At 38.1% G+C, this 20,946-nt stretch carries 14 protein-coding genes; 8 read left to right on the top strand and 6 right to left on the bottom strand.

Annotation, left to right across the window (positions count from 1 at the left end):
* Nucleotides 1-3: 3 nt before the first annotated feature.
* Complete coding sequence (locus tag QM524_RS20250) at nucleotides 4-879, top strand: tetratricopeptide repeat protein (RefSeq protein WP_283345948.1); 876 nt, start codon at nucleotides 4-6, stop codon at nucleotides 877-879.
* Nucleotides 880-919: 40 nt separating this feature from the next.
* The gene (locus tag QM524_RS20245) at nucleotides 920-1,705 is read left to right on the top strand and encodes a hypothetical protein (protein ID WP_283345947.1); all 786 of its coding nucleotides are present in this window, start codon (nucleotides 920-922) and stop codon (nucleotides 1,703-1,705) included.
* A gap of 67 nt (nucleotides 1,706-1,772) precedes the next feature.
* On the opposite strand, the gene QM524_RS20240 is transcribed toward QM524_RS20245, so the two are convergent.
* From QM524_RS20240 to QM524_RS20220, 5 genes are all read right to left on the bottom strand, one after another.
* Entirely contained in the window at nucleotides 1,773-2,231 is a 459-nt protein-coding gene (locus QM524_RS20240; protein ID WP_229242194.1) for a TM2 domain-containing protein, read from the bottom strand.
* A gap of 296 nt (nucleotides 2,232-2,527) precedes the next feature.
* Nucleotides 2,528-4,129, bottom strand: coding sequence for a peptide chain release factor 3 (locus tag QM524_RS20235; protein ID WP_283345946.1), 1,602 nt, complete (start codon nucleotides 4,127-4,129; stop codon nucleotides 2,528-2,530).
* A gap of 191 nt (nucleotides 4,130-4,320) precedes the next feature.
* Nucleotides 4,321-5,799 (bottom strand): APC family permease, encoded by a 1,479-nt coding sequence (locus tag QM524_RS20230; protein WP_166579451.1) that lies wholly within the window; start codon nucleotides 5,797-5,799, stop codon nucleotides 4,321-4,323.
* 147 nt (nucleotides 5,800-5,946) lie between these two features.
* Nucleotides 5,947-8,904 (bottom strand): protein translocase subunit SecDF, encoded by a 2,958-nt coding sequence (secDF, locus tag QM524_RS20225; RefSeq protein ID WP_283345945.1) that lies wholly within the window; start codon nucleotides 8,902-8,904, stop codon nucleotides 5,947-5,949.
* Between the two features lie 200 nt (nucleotides 8,905-9,104).
* The gene (locus QM524_RS20220; RefSeq protein WP_283345944.1) at nucleotides 9,105-9,470 is read right to left on the bottom strand and encodes a hypothetical protein; all 366 of its coding nucleotides are present in this window, start codon (nucleotides 9,468-9,470) and stop codon (nucleotides 9,105-9,107) included.
* 194 nt (nucleotides 9,471-9,664) lie between these two features.
* Here QM524_RS20220 and nadC point away from each other — a divergent pair, with 194 nt between their 5' ends.
* The 6 genes from nadC (at nucleotide 9,665) to QM524_RS20190 (ending at nucleotide 19,344) form a co-directional block, all read left to right on the top strand.
* Entirely contained in the window at nucleotides 9,665-10,519 is an 855-nt protein-coding gene (gene nadC / locus QM524_RS20215; RefSeq protein ID WP_095161498.1) for a carboxylating nicotinate-nucleotide diphosphorylase, read from the top strand.
* A gap of 317 nt (nucleotides 10,520-10,836) precedes the next feature.
* Nucleotides 10,837-11,826, top strand: a complete 990-nt coding sequence (nadA, locus tag QM524_RS20210) for a quinolinate synthase NadA (protein ID WP_095161500.1) — start codon at nucleotides 10,837-10,839, stop codon at nucleotides 11,824-11,826.
* Between the two features lie 444 nt (nucleotides 11,827-12,270).
* Nucleotides 12,271-13,899 (top strand): tetratricopeptide repeat protein, encoded by a 1,629-nt coding sequence (locus QM524_RS20205; protein WP_283345943.1) that lies wholly within the window; start codon nucleotides 12,271-12,273, stop codon nucleotides 13,897-13,899.
* 283 nt (nucleotides 13,900-14,182) lie between these two features.
* Nucleotides 14,183-16,891, top strand: coding sequence for a TonB-dependent receptor (locus QM524_RS20200; RefSeq protein WP_283345942.1), 2,709 nt, complete (start codon nucleotides 14,183-14,185; stop codon nucleotides 16,889-16,891).
* Between the two features lie 20 nt (nucleotides 16,892-16,911).
* Nucleotides 16,912-18,159, top strand: coding sequence for a right-handed parallel beta-helix repeat-containing protein (locus QM524_RS20195; protein ID WP_283345941.1), 1,248 nt, complete (start codon nucleotides 16,912-16,914; stop codon nucleotides 18,157-18,159).
* A gap of 138 nt (nucleotides 18,160-18,297) precedes the next feature.
* The gene (locus QM524_RS20190) at nucleotides 18,298-19,344 is read left to right on the top strand and encodes a phytase (protein ID WP_283345940.1); all 1,047 of its coding nucleotides are present in this window, start codon (nucleotides 18,298-18,300) and stop codon (nucleotides 19,342-19,344) included.
* Between the two features lie 354 nt (nucleotides 19,345-19,698).
* Here QM524_RS20190 and QM524_RS20185 read toward each other — a convergent pair whose 3' ends face one another.
* A complete protein-coding gene (locus QM524_RS20185) occupies nucleotides 19,699-20,922 on the bottom strand; it encodes a Na+/H+ antiporter NhaA (RefSeq protein WP_283345939.1) in 1,224 nt (407 codons plus the stop codon).
* Nucleotides 20,923-20,946: the final 24 nt, after the last annotated feature.

Below are 20,946 nucleotides of genomic sequence, written 5' to 3'. Positions count from 1 at the left end.
ACTATGTCTGATAAGCTCTATATCCGATTTTGCTTTTGTCTTGGCTTATTGCTTTGCTCTAAATCGGGTATTTCTCAAATCACGAAAGATAGCCTCTTTTTACAACATTTGATTGGGAAAGAGCAATATAATGATGCAATTACCTTTACCAATCAACTTGAACGAAAATACCCTATCTCAACACAAGCCCAATTACAATTGGCTTATCAGAAAGGATTTGCCTTCTATTCGCTCAAACAGCTCGATTCGGCAAGTGTCTACTTCGCTAAAGTTTCTTCAGAAAGTCCCTTTTTCTCAAAATCTCAATTTTGGGCAGGATTATCAGATAGTTATTTGAGAGATTTTACAAAAGCAGAAAAATACTTTAAGGCTATCAACTCAAAAGATAGTCTCAATCGTTCGTTACAAACCTTTGAACTTGCAGGATTGGCACTTTTACAAAGAAATCAGCAACGTTTTGACTCTTTGTACAAGCATCTCGATCCCAATCTTTATGCTTTACAAAAACAACAAGCCAATTATTTGCTTTACCGAGATGATATTTTGAAACAACAAAAAAAATCAGGTTTCAAGGCAGGACTATTGTCAGCTATTATTCCAGGAGCGGGTAAGATTTATGCAGGTGGACAATTAGGACAAGGAATTTCTGCCTTTTTACAAAATACCATTCTTGGTTTACAGGCCTACGAAGGCCTGCGTAAAGATGGCGTTTCGAGTCCTAGGTTTATTATTTATGGAAGCTTATTTAGCCTTTTTTATATCGGGAATATTTGGGGAAGTGCTTTAAGTGTCAAAATAAAAAGACAAGAATTTAATGAAAAAATCGACGAGCAAATTCTATTTGATATGCATATTCCTTTGCGCACCCTTTTTAATTAAGGCGCAAAATAGCAATACAATTGTATCAAAAGCCGATAGTTTGTTTCGTCAACGACAATACGACGAAGCTATGTTGGGCTACGAACAGGCTTTTTTTGAACTCAGCGAATGGCCTGATTCAAGTCTTAGTGCAAAGCAGGTACAAGACATGAAAAATGCTTTTTTACTGAAAAAACTCTATTGTCAAAAAGCGGCACAAAAGTTTACGATGGCACTACAAACTAGTCAAAGGTTTGATTTGAGTAACCTTGACGATAAAGAACAAATACCGCTTCGATACGAAACGGTAGTGTGTAGTTTTTTGGCAGGACTTTATGATGACTGCTTTAATAATATCCAGCAGTTTAAGTATTTCGTGAAAGACAGTACACAACATACGCCAACCTTGCTTTGGGAGATACTCTCACTTACCCAACTAGCACGTTATGATGAAGCAAAAGTGCTTATTCCAGCTTATAATCAAGCTTTTCATACACAAATTAATGCAGAGGAGTTATTTGCTTTTGCCCAAAAACCAAAGTTTAGAAGTGTCAAAAAAGCAGAAGCTTTGGCCACTTTTGTTCCAGGCGCAGGAATGATTTATGCTGGAAATACGACTCAGGGAATTGTTTCGCTGGTGTTACAGCTTGGAACGCTCGGTTATGGTGCTTATAGTATCGTCAATGGCTATTACTTTACAGGTATATTCACAGGATTAGGACTTTTTCAAGCCTTTTATTTTGGTGGGGTTCGCAGGAGTGCCTATTTGGCTGAACAGAAGAATATAGCGTTAAAAAATCAGTATTATCAGCAAGTGAAAAAAGGACTTTTAGTAAATAGGAATTAGCCGTAAAAGAAAAAGCTGAAGGAGAACCCTTCAGCTTTTTTATTATTTTTGAATCAACCGATTCTTCTTATTTTCCTCCCCACATAAAGAATTTAGGGTTGTCTGTGTATTTGCCAATACCTTCGTCTTGTACCAAAGCGATTAACAATACTACCCAGTCAACAAATGCTACGATACCGCAACCACCCAAAGTAAGGATATAACCTACTCCAGTCAATGTAGCTGTACCCATGTAGAAACGGTGGATACCCAAGCCGCCTAAAAATGTTGATAAAATGAATGCTACAACAGGGTCTTTGCTTGCTGCAACAGAACTAGCTGGCATAGACGCTGAAGCTGCCAACATGTTGTTTTGAGTAGAAACTTCAGCATTTGAAGTAGGAGTAAGGTAGTTAACCTCTACACCTTCATTCAAAGTTGTTTCGATAGCAGCGTCATCCACAAAATACTCAGACGATGATGAAGCAAATGACTTAGTGCATACAGAAGCAAAAAGCATTGCTGATAAAATGATAGATTTTTTCATAATTAAGAAAGCTTTGTAATTGAACGATAATTAATAAAGCACTGCAATATATAGATAAATTCTCAAGAAAAATCAAAGAATTGTCATCTCTGAATAAACGGTAAAATAATAGTTTTTAAAGAAAGATTAACATCAATGATTTTCAGGGGTTTAAAAGTTTAAAATACAATTTTATTAACAAATTAGCAAGAATCCACAGTCATAGTTTATTTTGCATTTATACAAAAAGGCTCAAATTAACTTTTGCATTTGCCTAAATTAATCTGAGCCTTTTTATTGAAAATCTAATATATATTTTATGCTTCAGCAGCCAACTTAAATTCTGAAGTAAAGTGGAACTGAATATCAGGGTTATTCTGGATATTCATTCTCAAAATCCAATCAGATTCGGCTAAGAATACATAATTACCATCTTTATCTGTAGCAATTTGTTGTCCTTTCAAACGCACAAACTCTGCTAATTTTTTAGGGTCTTCAGAGGTAATCCAACATGCTTTAGCGATGTCACGATGATCGAAGCGACATTTTGCTCCATATTCATGTTCCAAACGATATTGAATTACTTCGTACTGGAGTTCTCCTACTGTACCTACAATCTTACGATTACCCAAATGGGTTTGTGTAAACAATTGGGCTACCCCTTCATCTGTCAACTGTTCAATCCCTTTTTCCAATTGTTTGGCTTTCATTGGATCAAGGTTGATAAGTTCTTTAAAGATTTCAGGAGAAAAACTTGGAATACCTTGGTAAAACATGCTTTCACCTTCTGTAAGCGTATCGCCAATCTTAAAGTTACCTGTATCATACAAACCTACTACGTCGCCAGGGAAGCCTTCGTCGATGACTTCCTTATCTTGCGCCATAAAGTTGTAAGGGTTGTTGAAACGCACGTTTTTGTCTAAACGCACATGCTTATAAAACTTATTACGCTCAAATACGCCCGAACAAATACGCAAGAAAGCGATTCTATCACGGTGTTTAGGGTCTAAGTTTGCGTGGATTTTGAAGATAAAACCAGAGAATTTTTTCTCATCTGGTTCTACAATACGTGTATCTGTTTGACGCTTCTGAGTCGATGGCGCGATTTGAGTAAATGTATCCAACAATTCTTGTACGCCAAAGTTATTAACAGCTGAACCAAAAAACACAGGAGCTACCTCTCCCGATAAATATGCAGCACGGTCGAAGTCGTTATAAACACCTTCGATAAGTTCGACATCTTCACGAAGCTGATTGGCATCACGTTCGCCAACGCGTTTGTCTAGTTCCTCAGACCAAATATCTACAGAAACAACTTCTTTTTCAATTTTGGTTTTGTTGGCACTAAACAAGTTCAATGACTTCTCGTAAAGGTTATATACCCCTTTAAAGTTAGCCCCAATATTGATAGGCCATGTCAATGGACGAACTTTGATACCGAGTTTTTGTTCTAACTCATCTAGTAGGTCAAAAGCATATTGACCTTCACGGTCCATTTTATTGATGAAAATGATTACTGGCGTATTGCGCATACGACAAACTTCCATCAATTTTTCAGTTTGTTCCTCAACCCCTTTCACACAGTCGATTACCAAGATTACGGAGTCTACCGCCGTAAGCGTACGGTAAGTATCTTCGGCAAAGTCTTTGTGACCTGGTGTATCGAGGATATTGATTTTTACATCATTATATTCAAAAGTCATTACCGAGGTTGCCACAGAGATACCTCTTTGGCGCTCGATTTCCATAAAATCGGAGGTTGCACCCTTTTTGATTTTATTTGATTTTACAGCCCCCGCTGTTTGGATAGCTCCCCCGAACAAAAGTAATTTTTCGGTAAGCGTAGTTTTACCCGCATCGGGGTGGGAAATGATACCGAATGTACGGCGTTTTTGTATTTCTTCTTGTAACGTTGCCATATTTAATAATCGACTGTCAAAATCGAAATGCAAAATTACAGATAAAAAAACAAAACCCACAGGTTTTTTGGGATTGAGTGCTTTGAATTTGAGTGAATTAAACGTCTTACTAAAATCAAAAGGCTCTAACAAATCAATGTTAGAGCCTTTTGAGTATATATAGACTCAAGCTCGAAGCTTAATTTTTATACCTACTTTTCATTCAAGTTACTGTTTGGTTTACCGTACAAGAAGTAAACAACCAAACCGATTAGCAACCATCCGAATGCTAGTTTTTGAGCCAAACCATCCAAGTTTAAAATCAAGAAAAGGTTTGTTAAGATACCAAGTGGAGCAACGATTTTCAAAGCTGGAGCTTTGAAGTCACGCTCTAAGTTAGGCTCTTTGTAACGCAATAATAATACTGCCAAACATACCATAGCAAAAGCAAACAAAGTACCGAATGAACACATATCGCTCAATACACCAATTGGAGTAAACGCAGATACAACTGATACTAAGAAACCTACCAAGATAGTACTTTTCCAAGGAGTACGGAAAGTTGGGTGAACCTGACGGAAGAAGTTTGGCAACAAACCATCTTTAGCCATACCTAAGAATACACGTGTTTGACCTAACATCATTACCAACATTACCGAAATCAAACCAGCCGTTGCAGCAGCAGTGATAATAAATACCGCCCAAGGTTGACCTACTTTGTCGAATGCGTAAGCTACAGGCGCTTTCAAAGCATCACCTACGATGTCTTTGTAGTTAATCATACCTGTCAATACCAACGAAACTAAGATATAAAGGATTGTACAAATTACCAATGAAGCGATAATGGCAAAAGGCATATCTTTCTTAGGATTGATTGCTTCACCAGCTTGTGTAGATACAGCATCAAAACCAATATAAGCAAAGAAAATAGCCGCAGCACCACTAGCAATACCACCCCAACCATAAGCTTCTTTCATAGAACCATCAGCGTGTTCTACCAATTCAGGAGCAGGGATAAATGGAGTCCAGTTAGCAGTATTTACAAAAAAGGCACCTACAATGATTACGAACAAAATCGCAGCCACTTTCAAGATTACAATAATGTTATTTGCACTGGCAGCTTCTTTGATACCTTTTACCAAAATATAAGTTACTACCCAAGTAATAATGAAAGCAGGTAGGTTTACACCCCAACCTACGTGTTCAAGCCCAGCAGACTTTGCGTAAGTTGCAGCAGAGAATGGGTCATTTTTTAAGTAATAAGGAATTTCGATACCAAATAAGTGGAGTAGCTTATTGAAGTACCCGGACCAACTCACAGCTACAGTCATTGCCCCCATGGCATATTCTAACACAAGTCCCCAACCAATAATCCAAGCAAAGAATTCACCGATTGTACCATAAGCGTAGGCATAAGCTGAGCCTTCTACTGGAAGTAGAGCTGCAAACTCAGCATAGCAAAGAGCTGCAAAAATACAGCCGATACCTGCTAATACGAATGATAATGCCAAAGCCGGGCCAGCATGATAGTGAGCGCCCGTACCAGTTAATACGAAGATACCCCCACCGATAATCGCACCGATACCAATAGCAGTCAAACTCCATTTACCAAGGACGCGCTTCAGCTCACTGTTTTTAATATCTGCCTCGTAAGCTGACATAGGCTTTTTGCGCCAAATACTGTTACTCATAAAGAAAAGGTTTTAGTTTATTTTATTGTGATTGAAGGTAATTACAGAACAGAATTGTATAAACTGTGTTTCAAGATAGTTAATATTTTGTCGTGAAACAAAAAAAGACCTCATAGCTTTTGGGTGCTATGAGGTCTTTGAGAGTAATTACTTAGAAGGGTTTGCAGCTGGCGCTACAGCTTTCTTCTTTCCTGTTCCAAGGTCAATAACGATTGGAGCAGCTACGAAGATAGATGAGTATGCACCAAATACTACCCCGATAAACATCGCAAATGAGAATCCACGTAGGATATCGCCACCGAAGAACAACAATACTGATACTACCAAGAATACAGTTGTTGCTGTCATTACGGTACGGCTCATTGTATGGTTAATAGACGTGTTGATAGTTTTGATAATCAACTCTTTGTCTGACAAGTCTGCATTAACACCGATTTCTTCACGGATACGGTCAAATACTACCACTGTATCGTTAATTGAATAACCAATAACCGTCAATACTGCAGCAATAAAGATTTGGTCAACTTCTAGATCCAAACCAAAGATACGAACGATACCTACCATACCCAATACTACTAAAGTATCGTGTAACAAAGCGATAACGCTACCCAATGAATACTGCCATTTACGGAAACGAATCAAGATATAGATAAAGATAGCAATTAAAGCATATGCGATAGATACAAATGACTGAGTCAAGATATCATCGGCAATAGTTGCTCCTACTTTAGATTCTGAAAGAATTACTGGTTTGTCAGCCGCAAATTGTGTCAAACCTTTTTCCAAAGCCGTACGAACTTTTTGGTTAGCAGCAGCAGATTCATCTTCTACCAAATAAGAAGTGGTAACTTTCATCTTAGTTGGTCCGTTGAATGTTTTTACTTCAACACCTTTTTCTTCGAAATCATCTTTCAATGCCTCTTTAATATCTGTTGCATCTACTGGTTTAGCAAACTCAACTACATAAGAACGACCACCTTTGAAGTCAACACCTAAGTTGAATCCACCTTGAGCAATCAATACACCCATACCCAAAGCAATTAAGCCCCATGAGAACCAGTAAGAGTATTTACGTTTGCCAATAAAGTCGAAATTCATTCCTTTGAATAGGTCTTTCGAGATAAATGTTTCGAATGTTACTTCTTTCTCTTTACCAGCAGCAATTTTACGTTGTACCATCCAGTCTACTAATACGTGCGACACGAATACTGACGTAAATACTGAGGTAACCAAACCAATACAAAGTGTTACACCAAATCCTTTTACTGAACCAGAACCGAAGATAATCAAGATAATACCAATCAAAATAGTTGTAATGTTACCATCCAAGATAGCAGAAAGCGCTTTCTCATATCCTAACTTAACTGATTCTAAAAGCCCAACACCACGGTGTAATTCTTCACGAATACGTTCGTTAATCAATACGTTGGCATCTACCGCCATACCCAAAGTCAATACGATACCTGCAATACCTGGCAATGTCAAAGCCGCTTGGATTTGAACTGTGATACCAGCAATAAAGAATACGTTGAACAACAAGGCAGCGTTAGCCATCCATCCTGGGTTACCATAGTAACCAATCATAAAGATGATTACTAAACCTAAACCGATAGCCATTGATAAATAACCTTGGTTGATTGCTTCCTGACCCAATGATGGACCGATAAAAGCATCTTCAACGATACGAGTTGGAGCTGGCAATTTACCTGCTTTCAATACGTTTGCTAAGTCTTTTGCTTCTTCTACAGTGAATGAACCAGAGATAGATGAACGACCGTTAGGAATTTCACCATTAATTACTGGAGCAGAATATACATAGTTATCTAATACGATTGCTACACGTTTACCAATGCTAGCAGCAGTTAAGTTTTTCCAAATACGAGCACCAGTACCGTTCATTACCATCGTAACTTCTGGGCGTTGGTTTTGATCGTAGTCGTTTGTAGCATCTACAATTACATCACCTTCCAAAGGAGCTGGTTGGTTTTCAGTTTTCTTGATTGCTTCCAATTGGATAATTTCGTCACCAGTTGTCGATGGAATACCTTTAGCATACCATACAAAAGTCAAGTTTGATGGGAACATCATTTTAACTTCTGGACGACGGAACAATTCGTTTACACGAGCCGTGTCTTTGCGCATTACACCCCAGTTTCTTCCTTGGTTGTCCAAAGGCAAGAATAATTTTGTCAATGCAGCACCTGCTGTAGTATCAGCTTTAGCAGTATCTTTCTTAGCAGCCTTTGGAGCCGACAGCTGACTTGCCAAACCTCCTTTTGTAGTATCTGCAGAAGCAGTTGCAGTAGCTACTGTAGCTTTGTTTGCTTTTGATTCAGCAGCTAAATATTCGCCTAACGCGTTTAAACCTTGTCCCCATTCGTTGATTTCAGCAACCTCAACAAACTCCAATTTAGCAGCACCTGCCAATAATTTACGAGCACGCTCAGGGTTGTCTACGCCTGGTAATTCTACTTGAATACGGTTTGTTCCTGGCAAACGTTGAATGTTAGGGTTAGCTACACCGAATTTGTCAATACGAGCTTGAATAATTTTGTAAACGCGATCTACCGCACCATCGATTTCTGAGTTAACCACTTTCTTTACTTGAGCATCAGTAGAACCTGAGTTCAATTTATCGCGGTTAATTGAGTTGGCAAAAATCGTAGCCAAACGTTGATTTGGAGCAACTTTAGCAAATTCTTCGAAGAAAATCTCATTGAAAGGCTTAGTCGAAGTTGCTTGTAATTTTGAAGCGTTTTCTAATGCTTTTTCAAAATTCGGGTCGTTGCTTTTTCCAGATAATGCACGTAGAATTTCTACAGGAGAAACTTCCAATACCGCACTGAAACCACCTTCCAAGTCAAGACCTTTGTGAAGAGCATAAGTAGTTACATCTTGCAATGTGAAGCCCAAATAAACTGGTTGCTTCCACAATGAATCGATATAACGAGTTTTTTTAGCTGGGTCGAGTTTACCATCTTTCGATGTTGCATACGCAATTGCATCTTCACGAACCGCATTAGCCTTCCATGTAAACGAAAGGAAGAACAAACATAGGGCTGAAATAATACCAGTCAGCCACACAATGGCACCTTTGTAACGCATTTGTTTTTAGTTATTTGAAAAATGAATGTGAATTACTTGTGTGTAACAGTTGCCTATTACAAGAATGGAAAAGGGTTTGGTAAGGGTGGAGTAAATGTTGAGCCTGAAGCTTGGGGAAATTGTGATACAAATGACCAATAAATTGCCCATGAAGCCTATAATGTTAGACTTTCAATCATTTAAACCAAGAAAAAAGGGAATCAGGGAGCATTGGTAGCAATAAAATGCTCAAATAGAATTTCGTAAAGAATATTAGGAGAAGTAACCTTCAATTGCTGACCCAGAGCATGAACCGCCACAGGAATCGCAACGCTAGGAATTGAAAAAACAAAGTCGCTAACAGTATCAAAACTAATACTTGGACTAGCGTGCATTACTGATAACTCACTAACCGAACATTCAGGAGTAGCTCCTTTTTGCTTTTTAGACTGCTCAGTTTTCGCTTTTTTTACACCAGAATAGTGTACCTGTGATACCGAAAATGTTTTACCAAATACGGTAAACATCAGCATCAAGCACACAAAAAAAGTGCTGAATAAACGCGATATGTGAGATGTTTTTTTCATTGTTGAACACAAAAGTAGCAAGTTTTATAGAAGTATCGCAAACTTTACACCAAATTTTACGTCTGTATAAAAAGAGACTTACCCAATTTTCTTGGGATTTTTATAATAATTTAGAGGTATTGCTTACAAAAAATTTCAAAAGTACAATTGAATAATTTTCTTACTTTTGGGGCATAAAACAATCTGTATCTAGCATGTTTAATTATTTAGAACCAACTTATATCAAAAACTTCATTCAAAATGCTTTGACTGAAGACGTCGGTGATGGCGACCATACTTCGCTCTCGACTGTACCGCATGATGCCATTGGACGTGCCAGATTATTGGTAAAAGATAAAGGAATTTTGGCTGGGGTCGAACTCGCCAAAATGATTTTTGCAGAAGTTGACCCTGAGCTTCAGGTTACAACTATCCTCGAAGATGGTACCGCCATCGACCGTGGACAAATCGTATTAACCGTAGAGGGTCGTTCGCAGTCGATATTGAAGGCCGAGCGCTTGGTACTCAATTGTATGCAACGTATGTCGGGTATTGCAACCTACACACGCTCGATGGTTAATTTGATTGAGGGAACTAATACCAAGTTATTAGATACCCGTAAAACAACGCCAAATTTTAGACTTTGTGAAAAATGGGCTTGTAAAATTGGAGGTGCCGTAAACCATCGCTACGCACTTTTTGATATGATCTTAATCAAAGATAATCACGTAGATTATGCGGGAGGCATTGCCAATGCGATTCGTCAGGCAAATGAATATTTAGTACAAACAGGAAAAAATCTTCAAATTGAAATAGAAGTACGTAACCTCGATGAACTACAACAAGTTTTAGCGATTGGTCAAGTTAATAGAATCATGTTGGATAACTTCAGTTTTGAAAACCTTCGTGAAGCAGTTCGCTTAATCGATGGCAAATACTTAACTGAGGCTTCAGGAGGTATCAACGAAACTACCATTCGCCAATATGCCGAATGTGGCGTAGATTATATTTCGAGTGGCGCATTGACACACCAAATCAAAAGCTTAGATTTAAGCTTGAAAGCGTACTAAGGAATAATGAAGAATTGTGAGTTGTGAATGTTTTCAGCGATTGTGGATTTGGGATTGCTGATTTCGGAAAAAATAGAAAAATGCATTCATTTTCATAAAAGTAGCTAAAGATGCATGTCTCAACTTCGCTTGGTATAGCTCACAACTCTATAATACTGGGTAGCATGAAAAATAAAGTATAGTATTTATCGGTTAGATTCTTCCGATTATGAATAGATACTAATAACGAATATATGGTTAACAAATAACCTACTTTCATCTATCTATCAAAGTCCGATATAATTTTTAACTAGACAACAATTCACCGATTAATAAAGATGAACTTACTAGACGAAGTAAATAAAGTAGGCTATGTGAGCCGTTCGGTACCTTTTAAGGGCACTGACTTAAAAGAAGAAATTTTAAAGCTTAAAAAGGAAAAAAATGCTGTAATCTTGGCTCACTATTATGTAGATGCTGAAATTCAAGATTTGGCTGACTTTTTGGGAGATAGCCTTGCATTGGCACAAGCAGCCGAAAAAACAGATGCCGACATGATTGTATTTTGTGGCGTGCATTTTATGGGTGAGACAGCCAAAATTTTGAACCCTAACAAAAAAGTCGTTATCCCCGATTTTAATGCAGGTTGTTCATTAGCAGATTCTGCTCCAAAAGAAGAATTCGCTGCTTTCAAGGCGCAATATCCTGAAGCTGTTGTGGTAAGTTATATCAACTGTACAGCTGACGTAAAAGCCATGACGGATATTATTTGTACTTCGTCGAACGCCCTTAAAGTAGTTGAATCAATTCCTGCTGATAAGCAAATTATTTTTGCGCCAGACGCCAACTTAGGAAGATATGTAGCGAAAAAAACAGGTCGTGATCTTATCCTTTGGGATGGAGCTTGTATCGTTCACATCGATATTTCATTAGAGAAATTGAAAAAAGTAAAGGAAGAAAATCCTAATGCTTTACTAATTGCTCACCCAGAATGTAAAGAAGTGATTCTTTCTCAAGCTGATTTTGTAGGCTCAACTACTGCTCTTTTGAATTTTGTGAAAGACTCTGATTGCCAAGAATTTATCGTAGCTACCGAAGCAGGTATTTTACATAAAATGAAGGAGTCTGTTCCAAACAAAAAGATTATTCCAGCCCCTGCCAACGAGAAAAACACTTGCGCATGCTCAGAATGTCCATATATGAAAATGAATACCTTGGAAAAACTCTACAACGCGATGTTTTATGAGTTACCAGAAATTCAGGTAGCAGAAGACGTTCGTGAACCAGCACTTAAGGCTTTGAAAGCTATGTTGGATATTAGTAAATAGAAATACTTTAGGACTTAGTCTATACAAGAATAGGGGCGCAGATGTGTCCCTATTCTTGTATAGACTAATATGGATTATGCCGTTGGAATTTGCAGATTTATCTGATTACTGGACAAAATTGAATATACTAGTTCAAGACTTAGTCTTGGACTCATTTTTTTAACAGTTTGAAACTGTTTTTATAAAATTCAGTAGAAAAGTATAAAAACCTGAATCATACTTTATCGTTTTATCCAGTAATCAACAGATTTCTATAAATACCACACAATTCTAAGAACTCTTTCAACAAGTTACGACTTTTCAACCCCTAACCCCACTTTGTGCCTCTGTGCCTTTGCCCCTAAACACCCCTCTTCATTAAATAATCATTAACAATATTATCTAGCTATTACGCTTTAGGAATCTTGGGGCAACTTTGTGCTGATTTTCAAATTCCCCTTTGATATGTTGTCTATAAAATCGCACACCAAATTTCTGCTAGTCCTTTGGGCTTTGGGTATTGTACTTCATGGTTCGGCTCAAACCCTCGATAAAGATACTTTTTACAGCGAAATACCTCATCCAGATACTAAACTACTGAAGCTAAAAGCCCAATACAACTCGGCTGTCGAAAAGCAACAAATGCTTGAGGCTGGGCTGTATCTGCAACAGATGGGGCAATTATGTTTTCATTTTGGGCATTATCCTCAAGCCTTAGAGCTTCATTTACAGGCCAATAAGGTGTTGAAAAGCCAACAAAAACCTCTTCTCTTGGCTGACAATCTTTGCGACCTTGGACTTTTGTATTATTACCTTCGCAATCCCAATGCGGCTCAGCAACAGTATCAGGAAGCTTTACAGATTTTTCAAAAACAAAAAGAGCCAAGCGGTATTGCTAAAACCTATGGCCGTTTGGGACATTTGTATGAAAAGCAAGGGAAATATCCTTTGGCACTTGACTTTCAGCGTAAAGCTATTAATGAATATCAAAAAGCTGGTAATCAGAGTGGTATTGCTAAAATTTATGAAAACCTAGGAAGTATTTTTGAAGATTTATCTCGGTATGACTCAGCCTATTTCTATTTCAACAAAGCCCTATCTGTCAACCAAGTAGCCAAAGATGAACTATCCCAAATAGAAGTTATCAACAACTTAGGAGATGTATTGCGCAAAACGGGAAAAACCCAAGAGGGACTTAATTATTCGAGAAAAGCGCTATTGCTTTCACAATCACTTAAAGAAAAATATCAGGAAGCTAGTGCCTACCGAGATATATCGAGAGCCCTGCACGATTTAGGACGTAACGATAGCGCATATTACTATCTTGAACTGAGTCGTAAAATGACCATGGATATTTACTCCGAAAAAAGTATGCAGCAAATGGCTGTGCTACAAGTGATGTATGATATTGCCAAAAAAAATGCCGAAATAGAACGTCTCGACCATGCCACCAAAACCAATCAAATAGTGGGTATCGCTGTAGCTGTGGTATTGGTTTTGTTAGGAAGTTTGGGCTTTGTGATTATGAGTCGCCAACGTATGAAAATTGCTAATGAATTACATCTTAACCAACAAAATCAAAAGGTATCCGAAACCGAACAGGCGTTGATGCAAGCGGCTTTGCGTAATCAGCAATTGGAGGAAGAGTATCTGAAAAATCAACTCGAGATAAAAACTCAAGAATTGAGCGCACACACTTTGCACGTCATTCAAAAAAATCAGCTTTTGCAAAAACTGTATTTGCGTTTGGAAGAAACCCTCAAAGATGACCGAAAAAATGTTTCGAAAAATCTGAAACAAATCATGCAGGAAATCCATCAAAGTTTTACCCATGACCACGATTGGGAACACTTCCGTCATGTGTTCGAACAAGTACACCAAAGATTTTTAGAAAAACTAAAATCTCATACCGAACAACTTACCTCCAACGATATTCGCTTGATTGCTTTACTCAAAATGAATCTTAATTCTGCCGAAATTGCCTCCTTATTAGGTGTATCACAAGATAGCTTGCGAGTGCTCAGATACCGTCTTCGCAAGAAACTCAATTTGGCTCAAGGAGAGAATCTTTCTTCCTTTATTCAGTCTTTATAATTCAGAAACGTAACGTTAACAATTTGATAATGTAACGTTTTTAAAATGAAAATATGTTGAATATCAGTTTGTTAGTGGCTTTTAATTCACGCTGTTGCTTTTTTGTTAACGCTCATTGTAACGCTGTTTCCTTTTTGTAACGGCACAAATTTGCAAATCAAAATAGACTTGTCGCACCTTTGTCACAGCAAAAACAACGAGGCTCTCGATGCTCATCCGTATTCAAGGTAAGTCTCAATCGACAATTATGTGCAAATATTTTATAATGCTTTGGTGTTGCCTAATGGCGCACATTGGATTTTCACAAAACTTTCAACTTCATGGCTCAGTTGCCGACCAACAAACAGGCGAACCGCTCGTTGGTGCTGTCGTAAGGGCTGTTCCACAAGGAGTTTATGATGTGGTTGGATTAGACGGAAACTTTCGTATCAAAGGACTCAAAAAAGGAACTCATACTATCAAAGTAAGCTATGTGGGTTATCAGTCTTTTGAGGAAACTATCGAAATTTCGCAACATACCAACCGCAAAATTCAACTTAAACCTCATGCTAATCAGACACTCGAAGAAGTAGTGGTGTCGGCTAATAGTGATAAATCTTCTGAACTTGCCGCTCGCTCCGCCGAACGCAATGCGCTACAGTTGATGAATATCGTTTCGGGAAAAGCCATCGAAATTTCACCTGATTTAACGGTTGCCAACTTGGTACAACGTGTTTCGGGTATCTCAATCGAACGAAATAGTAACGGCGATGGGCAATACGCCATTATGCGTGGTATGGACAAACGCTATAATTATACTTTGGTCAATGGTATCAAAATCCCAAGTCCAGACAATAAATATCGTTATGTACCTTTAGATATATTCCCTTCCGAACTGTTAGGTCGCTTAGAAGTAAGTAAATCACTTACGCCTGACAAAGAAGGTGATGCCGTTGGTGGTGTAATCAACATGGTGATGAAAGAAGCGCCAACACAACTAGAGCTAAAAGCCAATTTGGCTACAGGATACAGCGAGTTGTTTATGAATCGCTCATTTGACTCGATGAACAAAAGTTTGATTCATACCCAGTCCCCTTATGAGGCCTATGGAAAAACGTATTCGGCTACTATACAGGATTTTGCGAAAGGATTTTTAGATACAAAATCGGCTTCGCCTATGCCGAATGTCATTGCTGGTTTGTCGGTAGGCAACCGCTATATGCACAATCGTTTGGGGGTAATTTTGGCAGGAAGTTTCCAAAATACTTTTCGTGGTAGCAATAGTGATTTTTATAATTCGACAGTCTACGATACTGAAACTACGTCTCGAATTACCAGTTTGGCACAACGTAATTATTCAGAACAACAACAACGTTTGGGACTGCATGCCAAACTAGATTTTGCCCTCAACTCACGTACTAAATTACAGTGGTACAATGCGTTTATGAATTTGCAAAACTGGCAGGTTCGCCAAACCAAAACTACTGATTTTTCTTCTGGTGGCTATGACCCTGTGGCAGGCAATGCTGGTCTAGGATTTTCGACTCGTTTGAGATATACTCGACAAAGTATTTTTAATTCAACTTTACAAGCCAAACATCAGCTAAAACCTAATCTTTCGGTGAATTGGTCGGCGGTTTATTCCTTGGCAACCAACGCTTTACCTGAAAACACTTCTGTGAATTTTTTAGGAAAAAGAGAAAAATTTGTTGAAACACTTACCTATCCAACTGAAAGCGCTCGTCGTTGGGAGCATAATAACGACCAAGATATAGCGCTTTATGCCAATGTAAATTACCTATTCAAAGGCATTGATTGGAGTGCGGGTGGTTTGTTTAGAACTAAGCAAAGAGATAATTTTTATAACAACTATATCTTTAAACCTATTAATCCTTTTGCCCTTTATCAAACAGATTATAAGCAATATAGCGATTTGTCTTGGTCGTTAGAAAATCCTCGTGGGACAGTGGCTTCGGCACTCAATTACAAAGCTTCTGAACAAATTGGCGCAGCGTATATCATGGGAAAATGGAGCTCAAAAGAGTGGCAAATCATCACAGGAGTTCGTGCCGAGCATACTTCGCAAGGATATGATATGTTGTATCCATTGGGCGAGCTTCGTCCATCTGGCACGCAAGATTACTGGGATATTTTGCCAAGTATTCACACAAAATATGCTTTGGAGCATAATCAAAACTTACGTTTCTCTTATTTCCGTTCTATCAATCGCCCAGGATTTTTTGAAATTGTGCCAGGGAAAATTGTCAACGAAGAATACCAAGAACGTGGTAATCCAGACCTAAAACGTGCTGTTGCCGACAACATTGATTTCCGTTATGAGTATTTTCCTAATGCCTCAGATCAATTAATGGCTGGTATTTTTTATAAAAATATTCAGAATCCTATTGAATATACTTTGCAAGTGGACGAAACCCGTGGACAAGATGTGTTTTATACCCCAGGCAATTTTGGAACGGCACAAAACTATGGTCTGGAATTGGATGTGATTAAATACTTCCAAAACTTTGGTTTCAAAGCGAACTATACCTATACCAACTCTAATATTACGACGAAGAAGATGATTCGTATTCGTAATGCCCAAGGCAACCTAGAACCTCGTAGCGTTGACCAAACTCGTCCGATGTATGGACAGTCGGCACACGTAGGAAATCTATCTATTTTTTATAAAGATGGTAAAAAAGGCATTGATGCACAATTGGCAGCTTCGTATACAGGCGAGCGTATCAACACCGTATCTCAATTTTTGAACAATGACCTTTGGCAAGAAGCTTTTATCCAAATGGATGCGTCCATCGAAAAGAATATAGGGAAACATTGGACGATTTTTGCCAAGGCTAATAACCTTTTAAACACTCCAATGCGTGTTTTTATCAAAAATAGCAACCCTGTCAACTCGTCTATTCCAGAACAATCAAACCTTAGTAACAAAACTTTAATTCGACAAGACTATTATCAACGCAGCTATTTATTGGGCTTGCGCTTCAAACTTTAATTCTAATTTTTACAAAAAACATGAAAACTTCAAGCATTTTAGCAAGTGTCTTGTTGCTGGCATCGCTATGCACAAGCTGTACAAAAGACAACTCAGATCCTAAGCCAGAAGAACAAACTGTAGCGGGTGAAGTATCGGGTACATGGAAAAAAGGAAGCATTATTCAAGTAACTGGCGACATTATTGTTCCTGCTGGAAAAACGCTAAGCATTGAAGAAGGAGTAACCGTAGTGATGGACACAACGGCAAAACCAGAAATTATCGTTAATGGTAATTTATATGCTACAGGTAATGCGAGTAATCCAGTCAAATTTACGGTTCCAGAAACGGCTCGTACCACAAAATATAAATTCGGTAAGCTTTGGGGTGGAATTTTGGCTAGCAAAACTTGTACTGAATTAGTGTTAGACAATGTTATCTTAGAATATGGTGGTGCTACCACTACAGAAGCTTCTACTTCGGTAAAATTAGGTTTGTATAAAGCGGCTAGTGGCGAAAACGTACCAGCGCTTTGGTATTCAAATGTATCAGGTAAATTGGTGGTGGTTAATAGCATTTTCCGCAACTTCAATGAAGACTGTACTTATTTGGAAGGTGGTAACATTATTTTCTCAAATAATAAATTCTATACTACGGGTGTTACAGGTGGCGAAGCCATCAATATCAAATCGGGCTGTATTGCTGATGTAGCGTATAATTTGGTTTATAGCACTAATACCAACGCACTTAAACTATCCAATGCAGGTGACCGTACACCGCAAGCTTATGTGGTAGCATACAACAATACCTTGTTAAACACAGGCTGGAGACGCCCAACCATCAAAGGTGGTTCTATTTGGATTGAGGCTAGTGTACGTGCTGATTTGTACAACAACCTATTGACTAATTGTCGTTTCGGTATCAAACGTGATGTGAAAAAACCAGAAGATTCTCGTTCGGTGATTCAAAACAACTTGTACTATGGCTACAACCAGACGACGGTAGATCAGTTCCAACCAACAGCCGAAATCGCATCGGGCACAAACGAAGTTCGTGGTACAAAGGCGGGAGATAATGATCCTAAATTTGCTAACTATCCATTATCAACTGACGTCATGAATGCCGATTACAATAGCTCATGGGACTTCTCGTTATTATCTGGCTCGGCTGCTTTGAATAAGGGTATCACTACCTTTACGCGTAATTTCAAAACAGGTATTACTGCCAACGGCAAAACATACACTTCCCCAGAACCAGCTAATTATATTGGTGCATTTGGAGGGAAGTAGATTAATAATGAAGTGAACAGGCACATAGGTGCAAAGGCACAAAGGGTTTGGAGTTTTATAAAAGCTTCATTGAGTTAAAAATACTTTGTCACTTTATGCCTTTGTGCCTGTTCACTTTGAACAAAACCAACTTATTTCATGAAACTTCTCTTTAAATTATTATCCTTGAGCTTGATTGTTTCGACTGTTGAAAATGCTTGTGCTCAAACGATTATTAAACCCATTGTCATTACCGATTCTGTTAAACATGATACCGACGATCCTGCTATTTGGATTAACCCTCAGAACCCAAGCAAAAGCTTAATTATTGGTACCGATAAAAATCAAGATGGAGCGCTATTTGTCTTTGATTTACAGGGAAAAATCCAGTCAGACAAGGTAGTGAGAGGACTGAAGCGTCCTAATAATGTAGATATAGAATACGGTCTAAAAATTGGAGGTAAAAAAGTAGATATCGCCGTTACCACCGAGCGAATGAACCATCAGTTGCGTATTTATTCATTGCCCGACATGAAGCCTATCGACAATGGTGGAATTCCAATGTTTGAAGGAGAAACAGGAACAGAATTCCGTGATTTGATGGGGATAGCTTTGTACAAAAATCCTAAAGGGAAAATCTATGCTATGGTAGGTCGTAAAAACGGTCCTACAACAGGCGGATATATCTGGCAATATGAATTGTCGGATAATGGTAAAGGGCAAGTAAAGGCTACTTTTATTCGAAAATTTGGTACGTACAGTGGCAAAAAAGAAATAGAATCTATTGCGGTTGATGATGCCTTAGGATATGTCTATTATTCGGACGAAGGTATCGGCGTAAGAAAATACTATGCCGAGCCTTCAAAAGGCGATCAAGAATTAGCTTTGTTTGCTACAACAGGTTTCTCAGAAGACCACGAAGGAATTTCGATTTATCAAACATCAGTTCGTAAAGGCTATATTCTTGTCTCTGATCAAGGAGCCAATCAATTTCATATTTTCCCAAGAGAAGGTTCTGCTCAAAATCCTCACGAGCATCCAGAGCTCAAGGTAGTAAAAGTCGAGGCCAAACAAAGTGATGGTTCTGACGTTACAGCAGTACCCTTAAATAAAACCTTCAAAAAAGGATTATTCGTCGTGATGAGCGATGATAAAACTTTTCATTTTTATCGTTGGGAAGATATTGCTGGAAAGGATTTGAAATAAAAGCTTAAAACAATTGCGGATTGCGGATTTCGGAAGTAGGAGAGTATTCCTTCCTTTTTTCTAACATCTGAGTCAAAAAAGTAGGCTATCCTTCCGAAACTCAACATTTGGCATCCGATATGGATGATGCTTAAAATCCTTAGTACACTAATCACTCAATCATTCAATCACCAATCACTCAATAAAAAAAGAAACCCCACCAATATCGTATCGGTGGGGTTATCTGTGCTAACAATCGCAATATTTAAGAGTAGTTTGTTTTATGCCTAGTTTAGAAGTAAGCCAAACTCGAAACGGTATTAAATAATCAAATAAAGCCTGAAAATAGTACTCACTGTTTTCAAGAAAATCCTTTTAACTTCTTACATTTTTAGCAAAAAGTCTTGGTAAAGACCAATGAAATAAGTTCGCAATACTACTGGTTTTAAGAAAAATCAAAGTGCTCAAAATACCTGAGGTAAGTGATGCTATAATAACCCCAATTTTAATAAAATCTTTTATTTGTGTTTGGAGGTAGGAATGCTCTGTCATAAAAATCGCTATGGTAACTCCACTACCTGCCAAAATTCCCATTCCTAAAATATGTACCCAATTGATATGGTTGGGAAGCTGTGCTATGTTCAATCTAACAGCAAGCCATGTCGCTATCACAATTCCTAAGGGTTTACCTAGTAGCAGTCCAATCAAAACTCCAGTAACATGAGATTCCTGAAGGAATTCCAGACTTTCTACGTTGATAGTAACTGCTACATTAGCCAAGACGAATAGCGGAACTATCAGATAGTTTACTGGCATGTAAAGCCACCTTTTTAGTTCTTCTATTCGATGAATAGGGATAGAAAGGGCTGTAAAGATTCCTGACAAAGCGGGAGGTAATCCTGCCTGTACCATATTCCACCATATAAATGCTCCTATTAAAAGATTAGGAAAAATATGGGTGGTTTTAAAATATTTTAATCCAATTAATGCTAGAACACTTAGTAGGATAAGAACGATTTTTAGGCTTGCAACGGTTGGTAAATAAAAGGCCACTAATAATGAAATGGCTAATAAATCATCTATAATAACAAGAGCAACAAAAAAAACTTTAATAAAATTGGGTACTTTATTTCCCAATAACTTTAATATACCTAACGAAAATGCAATATCTGTAGTCGTAGGAATAATCCAACCTGTATAATTATTTTGCTTTTGGTTAAAAAAACAAAAAATGAAAACTGGCACCACCAAACCTCCAATAGCAGCTATTAATGGTAAGTGTGCCCGTTTGTAAGTTTGTAGTTCACCATAAACAAACTCTTTTTTCAAATCGAGACCAACTTCCAACATAAACAGCGTCATCAACCCTTTGTTGATAATATCTAGTGAAGATATATGCCCCAACTCTGGTATTAATGGCGACGACCAGAATTTGATATAGGCTGTTCCACTGAGAGGTATATTGGCAAATAAAAGGGTTAAAAACAAAGCGTTGAGTAGCAAAAATCCACTTAGTTGACCCGTCTGCTCAATCTCAACGATTGGGCTTGACACATCCTTGATAGGCTCAACTAAAACTTTGTGGATACGCTTTTTCATTTATACTTGGCATGCAACTAAAAC

Origin of the sequence: Flectobacillus roseus (assembly GCF_030056595.1) — a bacterium.
GTDB classification, from domain to species: domain Bacteria; phylum Bacteroidota; class Bacteroidia; order Cytophagales; family Spirosomataceae; genus Flectobacillus; species Flectobacillus roseus.
The sequence above is the reverse complement of the archived record's forward strand: the minus strand, read 5'-3'. Positions and strand labels throughout refer to the sequence as shown.